Source organism: Sulfitobacter sp., assembly GCF_041552635.1.
Taxonomy (GTDB): Bacteria; Pseudomonadota; Alphaproteobacteria; order Rhodobacterales; family Rhodobacteraceae; genus Sulfitobacter.
Map to the genome: position 1 here is coordinate 39,193 of NZ_JBFEKM010000005.1, position 7,411 is coordinate 46,603.

Genomic DNA, 7,411 nt, shown 5'->3' on the forward strand with positions numbered 1-7,411 from the left:
CAGTATAGGACACCGCGTAGAAACCGCCTTGAGCACTTGCATTGCTCTCGAAATCAGTTTGGGTGGCAGATTCACTAAACTTAGTTGCAGATCCAACCTTGTCTTTATTCAAATTAATGCCTGAATTGTAACTGCGATTGTAGGCATCCACTGAAAGGATCGCAAGGAACAGCTCTTTTGAAATTGTCATTATTTTCTACCCGCTGCAAATGCACTTGTAGTTAAAATTTGAGGAAGAGTACTATGCACGAATGTTAACTTATGCATTTCACCGTCAAAATGACGTCCGCTTTTTTGATATTCCTTCCACCATGGAAGCGTATATGCAAGCTGCCCTCGAGTGGGCGCTTTACTTGTTTTCTCGATTGTGGCTCGGGTCAGGAAATACCCTTTGCCAAATACTTTTTCCAAGTTATTCGGCTGAACTTCCACAACAGAAGAAGGATCATTTATATCCATAAATGCTATTAGCTTTGGGAGCTTGATCAGTGCGACATCCACTACTTGATCAGATTTTCGAATAGCATCCATATTTTCCTCGTGAGATCCAACAGAAATCAAGCCCGCGTCTTGCATAGCTTCTATCAGAAGAATTCGTTGTGGATAAATTAGCGAGAAAATAAATTTTCCATCCCCAAGGTCAGAAACGATGCCTTCACCTTCTAGGAGCCATTCCTTGCCGCCGAAATGATTGAGAAAATCGGACCGGCTTTTTGAAACATTAATAGCAACAACAGAGCTTGCCACAACTTCACTTTGAGGCGTCGAAATGTAAAGGGACAGTTCTTGCTGCCAGGTATCGGTCGTATCCGTTAGATACCAAAAAGATGTGGCAACCATGACTGAGAAGCCAAGCAAGAGAATACATCTCAATTTAGTCACCGGTCACGCCCCTCAAGCTCAAATCTCATTTAAAAAGATCACCACCGATACCATCTACGATATGCTTTAATCGGGAGCCATAAATCGTTTCACTTACAGATGGCCACCGTAGGTCGAATTCAACCTATTCGTCGGCTTGCTTGGCTACAGTCATTTTCGCAAGAGTGTCTTTATCGACCAAACGCCCAATAAGCGGGTGCAACCGCAGGTCGCCCTCTTTAACTACCTGTTTGAAATTGCTCAAAACAGATACAGTCGTCTTTTGATCTGCGGCAATTACGTCGATCAACCAGTTGATGTCGCCGCTGGCCCAATCTTCGGCCTGCAAGCGGACGGGCCATGTGCCTGCCTTGATCTGCTCGCGCAGTTTCGCGTCGACCTCTTCGGACACGCTGGCCCATATGGCGAGTCCAGAAATATCTGTCAGAGGCCCCTGTTTTTGGTCAGAGGGATGCGCGATCGCAACCCTATCGCGAATCAATGGGTCCAGGACAAGGTGTTGAAGGTCCATCAAGGACTGGTGGCGGTAGCGTGGCAGACCCATCATTGCCATCACGATTTTGCCAAAGCTCTCGCGCACTTGTGCACGAAGGGCCGCTATTTTCTTGAGGGTTTCGGCATCAGCCTGACCTGCGGGAACACTCGTCTGAGGCGCATCTACATTGTCAATTTTCGTCATTAAAATAGAAACCTTGTTCATAAACTTATAATTAACAAAAATTTACTCAATCTTGAATTGTATCGCAAATGTTAATATTAGATTTTATCCAACTTTCGTTTGATCACTGTGGGGTGCCTAAAGTTCCCTTTCCGTAACCTATCGATATTCGCCAAAAAGTTGTGGCACGTGCGTTGGAAATACTCGGCTGGCGACTGTTTGGAATTGTACCCCTCACAGTGCGGATTGATCTTTTGGGACTTGAACGGGCATGATTTGAGGTCTCATTGGCTGGATAATCCAGCCTTGGTGAACAGGAACCAGTTCGATCATGGCTGCCCGCTTTGGTGACGTTTTTAGAGCGCAAACATGACATCGGCTGACAGGTTGGAATACGGCTTGGCCTGCTTGGGCAACGGCGCTATCACGGCCTTTCTGTCACCTTAGGGAGCCCCACCATGACCGACGTTTCTGATCGTATTGCAAACACGATTGCCAAAGACATTGACGCGCGTCCTGCGCAGGTGATTGCAACGGTCGCTCTGTTGGATGGGGGTGATACCGTTCCCTTTGTCGCGCGGTATCGCAAGGAGGTCACCGGCGGCTTGGATGACACGCAGTTGCGTCTGCTGGCAGAGCGGCTGGGATATCTGCGCGAGCTGGAAAAGCGCCGCGCCAGTATACTTGGGGAAATCAAGGGTCAGGGAAAACTGACAGATGCGCTGGCCCGCGCCATCACGGCCGCCGATACCAAAGCTGTGCTTGAAGATTTATATCTGCCCTTCAAACCCAAGCGGCGCACCAAGGCGATGATTGCAAGGGAAAACGGATTGGAGCCGCTGTTGCGCGGTATTCTTGCAGACCGGAGCGCTGAGCCGTCGGTGCTGGCGCAGGGCTATCTTTCAGAGGCTGTGCCGACGCAGAAAGACGCGTTAAACGGTGCCCGCGATATTTTGGCCGAAGAGCTGGGGGAAAACGCATCCCTGTTGGGACGTTTGCGGCAGGTCATGCAGCAAGAGGCGCTGATCACGGCGCGGGTGAACAAAGGCAAGGAAGAGGTCGGCGCGAAGTTCTCGGATTATTTTGCGCATCGGGAGGAATGGGCGACCATCCCGTCGCATCGTGCCCTTGCCATTCTGCGGGCCGCGAAAGAAGACATCGTCAGCGTCGACATCGGCCCTGACGAGGACACCACCCTGCCCCGTGTCATCGGCATGATTGCGGCCGAGATCGGGATACCGGGGCAAGGTCCGGGTGATCTTTGGCTGCATGATGCGGCAGCGTGGACATGGCGCATCAAGCTGAGCCTGAGCATGTTCGTCGATCTGATGACCGATTTGCGCCGCCGCGCCCATGCCACCGCGATCGAGGTGTTTGCCCGCAATCTGCGTGATTTGCTGTTGGCCGCCCCTGCCGGTGCGCGCGCCACGCTTGGCCTGGATCCGGGGATCAGGACCGGCTGCAAGATCGCTGTGGTGGATGAAACCGGCAAGCTGTTGGACACAGCGACGATTTATCCTTTTCAGCCGCGCAACGATCTGCGCGGGTCCGAAGAAACGTTGCTGCACTTGATCCGCAAGCATGGCGTTGCCTTGATCGCGATTGGCAACGGCACCGCCAGCCGGGAATCCGAACGCCTGATCGCGGATGTTCTCAAGCGCCTGCCAGCGGGGGTTGCCCGCCCGACGCCGGTGATTGTCTCCGAAGCCGGGGCTTCGGTCTATTCCGCCTCGGAACTTGCATCGCAAGAGTTTCCCGATGTCGATGTGTCCATTCGCGGGGCCGTTTCCATTGCGCGGCGGTTGCAGGACCCGCTGGCTGAGCTGGTCAAGATCGAACCACAAGCGATCGGGGTTGGTCAGTATCAGCACGACGTTGACCAGCGTCATCTGGCCTTGTCGTTGGCCGCCGTGGTCGAAGACGCGGTGAACGCTGTCGGGGTTGATGTGAACATGGCCTCTGCCCCGTTGCTGTCGCATATCGCGGGTCTTGGGCCATCGTTGGCGCAAAATATCGTGACGCACCGCGATGAAAACGGTGCCTTTGCGACGCGCAAAGCGCTGCTGAAAGTCGCCGGTCTGGGCCCGAAGGCGTTTCAGCAATGCGCCGGTTTCTTGCGTATTACCGACGGAAAAGAACCGCTTGATGCGTCCTCTGTCCACCCCGAAGCCTACGGCGTGGCGCGCAAGATCGTGCAAGCCTGCGGACGCGATGTGCGCGCAATTATGGGGGATAGTGCGGCACTTGCCGGTCTGGACGCCGCGCAATTTGTCGATGACAGCTTTGGCTTGCCCACGGTCCGCGACATTCTGGCCGAGCTGGAAAAACCCGGCCGTGATCCCCGCCCCGCCTTCAAGACTGCAACCTTTGCCGAAGGCGTCGACAGCATCACTGATCTGAAACCCGGCATGTCGCTGGAAGGCACGGTCACGAATGTCGCCGCGTTTGGTGCATTTGTTGACATTGGGGTACATCAGGACGGGCTGGTCCATGTCAGCCAGCTGGCCGACCGCTTTGTCAAAGACCCGCACGAGGTCGTCAAAGCCGGTGATGTGGTCCGTGTCCGCGTCACCGAAGTCGACGTGCCGCGCAAGCGCATCGGCCTGACCATGCGCAAGGACAACAGCCATGAGAAACCGCAAGGCGCGCGCAGCCCGGAAAAGCAAAAGCCGCGCGGCAAGGCCCCATCTTCGGCAGCGCCGCGATCCCCTGCGCACAGCGAAAGTGCTTTGGGCTCGGCGCTCGCTCAGGCGCTGAAACGTCCGGCTGATCCCAAGCGGTAACGGGCCAATGCGCGCGCAGCTGACTGACCTGTACCGGCATCCGCGCCCCCTTGTTGACAACGTTCTGCAATCTAGCAAAGGTCCCTAAAATCTAAGCGTATCGGAAAGTTGAAGTATGGCTAACACCGGCAACCGCACTTTTGGCGTCGTAGGTCTGGGGAACTTTGGCAGCACGGTCGCCAAGGAATTACAGCGCTTTGGCAACCACGTCATAGGCATCGACATTTCCGAAGCCCGCGTCGCAAACCTTGCCGATACGCTTTCGCAGGCGATGATCGTCGATGCGCGTGATGATGCTGCACTGCGCGAAGCCGGTTTTGGGGAATGCGATGTTGCTGTCGTGGCCATTGGCGCAGAGCTAGAGGCCAGTATTCTTGCGTCCATCAACCTGAAACTTCTTGGGGTTCCGGTTGTTTGGGCCAAGGCCACGACCAAAACCCATCACCGTATCCTAAGCAAGCTAGGCGTTGACCGGATTGTTCACCCCGAGGTCGAAGTTGGCCAACATATTGCGCAAGTTCTGCACAACCCGCTTGTGCGCGACTATGTCAGTTTGGGTAACGGGTATCACGTTGTGAATTTCCGCATTCCCCAAAGCCTTGAGGGCAAACGCCTCAAGGATTTGCCACATGCTGAAAAGTTCAACCTGCGCTGTATCGGGGTCATGCGGGGCACCGAATATATCGGACAGGATTCGACAGGCTGCGAGCTGGAGCGGGACGATCTGCTGTTGCTGCTGGGACAACGCAAAGATCTGCGCAGCTTCGCAGCCAGCCTTTGATCATGGGGTTTCCGCTTGCTAAACTGGTCAAACATATAAGAACGCTTCGAATGTCGCCCCCCGCCGTACTGGCCATTTTCTACATCTCGTTCATTATCTTGGGTGGCATTTTGCTCTGGTTGCCCATCGCTCATACCGGCGACATGGGACTGGGCGAAGCGCTGTTTACGTCGACGTCTGCCGTCACCGTCACGGGTCTTGTGTTGGCCGATACGGGGGCCGCTTTCACAGGTTTCGGACAGGTTGTGATTGCGGTGCTTATCCAGCTCGGCGGTTTGGGTTTGATGACCTTTGCGGTGCTTTTGCTGGGGGCGCTTGGCATTCCGGTGGGCATGCCGCAGCGCCTGATCCTGCGCGAAGACCTGAACCAGACCTCGCTGTCAAATCTGACCTACCTTGCCCGCATCATCATGATTATTGCCCTGATCTGCGAAGGGATCGGTGCCGCATTGCTGGCCTTTGTCTTTGTGCCTGAATTTGGCTGGAATGGTGTCTGGCAAGCGGTTTTCCATTCGATTTCCGCCTTCAACAACGCAGGATTTGCCCTCCATCCCGACAGTCTTTCACGGTGGGTCGGCAATCCGGTGATCAACATCGTGATCCCCGCGCTTTTTATTCTGGGCGGGCTTGGGTTCGTTGTCGTCGGGGACATTTACCAAAAACGGAAATGGCGAAAACTGACCCTCCATTCCAAATTGATGCTGGTGGGGACAGCCATTTTGATTGTCTGGGGCACCGTAATGTTTGGCGCTTTGGAATGGTCAAACCCGGAGACGCTTGGCACCCTCAGCACGGGTGACAAGCTGTGGGCCAGCTGGTTTCAAGGCGTCACGCCACGCACTGCCGGCTTCAACACGATCGAGATTGGCGGGATGCACGACAGCGCCACGATACTGACAATGACGCTGATGCTGGTTGGCGGCGGCAGCACGTCGACGGCCGGCGGGATCAAGGTCACCACGCTGTGCGTGTTGCTGCTTGCCACGGTTGCGTTTTTCAAGCGGCAAACGACGTTGCATGCCTTTGGCAGGTCATTGGGGGTCGATGAGGTCATGAAAGTCCTCGCGCTGACGACGATTTCGATGCTGCTTGTCCTGTCTGGAATATTCGTCACCTCGATCAACCACGATGGCGCGTTTATCGACCTCGCTTTCGAGGTCACCTCGGCCTTCGGTACGGTCGGTCTGTCGCGCGGGACCACCGGCGATCTTGACGGTATCGGGCGGGCAATCATTATGGCCATCATGTTCATCGGTCGGGTCGGGCCGCTCGCGATTGGTTTTTTCCTTGCCACACGCAGCACGCCAAGGGTGAAATACCCAGCCGGGCAGATCTACTTGGGCTAACACTGCTGCGATGGCCCCCGTCAGGGCGGACCCTAGAATGAAGGGACCACAAGACGGCCGAGGTCAGCGCATCATTTGCGACTGAATACGCCGGAAAAAACTTGACCGACGCCCTTTATATCAATAATTCTCGATTTATGGATAAAAATTACGCTCTCAACGCTTTCTCCGCGCTTAGCCAAGACACCCGGCTTGATGTCTTCCGCCTTTTGATCAAGGTCGGGGAAGCCGGCATGCTGGCCGGCGATATCAGCGATTCCTTAGGCGTGCGCCAGAATACCATGTCGGCCAACCTTGCGATCTTGCACCGCGCCGGTCTGATCCGCAGCACCCGCGAAGGCCGCAGCATCCGCTACTTTGCTGACATGGAAGGCATGCGCGGCTTGCTGGCCTTTCTGATGGAGGACTGCTGCGGCGGCCGGCCAGAATTGTGCCAACCGGTCATCAATGAACTCGCCTGTGCCTGTTAGGACGCTATCATGACCAAAGACCGCTATAATGTTTTGTTTCTCTGCACCGGGAATTCTGCCCGGTCGATCATCGCCGAAGCCATCCTGAACCAGGAAGGCGCGGGCAAATTCAAAGCCTATTCCGCCGTTTCCAAGCCGGGGACCGCACCGCCCCCAAATACTTTGGATCTGCTGGAAGGGTTGAACCACGACATCGGCTTTGCACGCTCGAAAAGCTGGGATGAATTCAGCGGGCCAGATGCGCCGAAAATGGATTTCGTCTTTACGGTCTGCGACAATGCTGCGGCCGAAGAATGCCCTTTCTGGCCTGGCATGCCCATGACAGCCCATTGGGGTGTGCCCGATCCGGTAAAGGCCGAAGGATCGGAAGCGGTCAAGCGTCTCGCCTTTGCGGAAACTTACAGAATGTTACGCAGCCGGATTTCGATTTTCGTAAACCTGCCGATTGCCACGCTTGACCGGATGGCACTGCAACGCAACGTCGACACCAT

General features: G+C 55.2%; 7 protein-coding genes. 5 read left to right on the forward strand and 2 right to left on the reverse strand.

Features of this window, described 5'->3' with window-relative positions; genetic code table 11:
- Positions 1-189 precede the first annotated feature (189 nt).
- Both ABYT07_RS01220 and ABYT07_RS01225 read right to left on the reverse strand, forming a co-directional pair.
- Positions 190-882 carry a hypothetical protein gene (locus ABYT07_RS01220; protein WP_372988788.1) on the reverse strand — a complete coding sequence of 231 codons (693 nt, stop codon included), beginning with the start codon at positions 880-882 and terminating at the stop codon, positions 190-192.
- A 124-nt stretch (positions 883-1,006) separates the two neighbouring features.
- Positions 1,007-1,561: a toxin-activating lysine-acyltransferase gene (locus ABYT07_RS01225; protein WP_372988789.1), complete on the reverse strand. Its 555-nt coding sequence runs from the start codon at positions 1,559-1,561 to the stop codon at positions 1,007-1,009.
- A gap of 437 nt (positions 1,562-1,998) precedes the next feature.
- Here ABYT07_RS01225 and ABYT07_RS01230 point away from each other — a divergent pair, with 437 nt between their 5' ends.
- The 5 genes from ABYT07_RS01230 to ABYT07_RS01250 all read left to right on the forward strand — a co-directional run.
- Positions 1,999-4,323, forward strand: a complete 2,325-nt coding sequence (locus tag ABYT07_RS01230; protein WP_372988790.1) for a Tex family protein — start codon at positions 1,999-2,001, stop codon at positions 4,321-4,323.
- A 115-nt stretch (positions 4,324-4,438) separates the two neighbouring features.
- On the forward strand, positions 4,439-5,104 hold the full coding sequence (locus tag ABYT07_RS01235) for a TrkA family potassium uptake protein (protein WP_372988791.1): 666 nt from the start codon (positions 4,439-4,441) through the stop codon (positions 5,102-5,104).
- Between the two features lie 50 nt (positions 5,105-5,154).
- Positions 5,155-6,450, forward strand: coding sequence for a TrkH family potassium uptake protein (locus ABYT07_RS01240; protein ID WP_372988792.1), 1,296 nt, complete (start codon positions 5,155-5,157; stop codon positions 6,448-6,450).
- 137 nt (positions 6,451-6,587) lie between these two features.
- Positions 6,588-6,920 (forward strand): ArsR/SmtB family transcription factor, encoded by a 333-nt coding sequence (locus ABYT07_RS01245; RefSeq protein ID WP_372988794.1) that lies wholly within the window; start codon positions 6,588-6,590, stop codon positions 6,918-6,920.
- A gap of 9 nt (positions 6,921-6,929) precedes the next feature.
- The coding region (locus ABYT07_RS01250) for an arsenate reductase ArsC (RefSeq protein ID WP_372988793.1) at positions 6,930-7,411 on the forward strand (482 nt) is incomplete at its 3' end.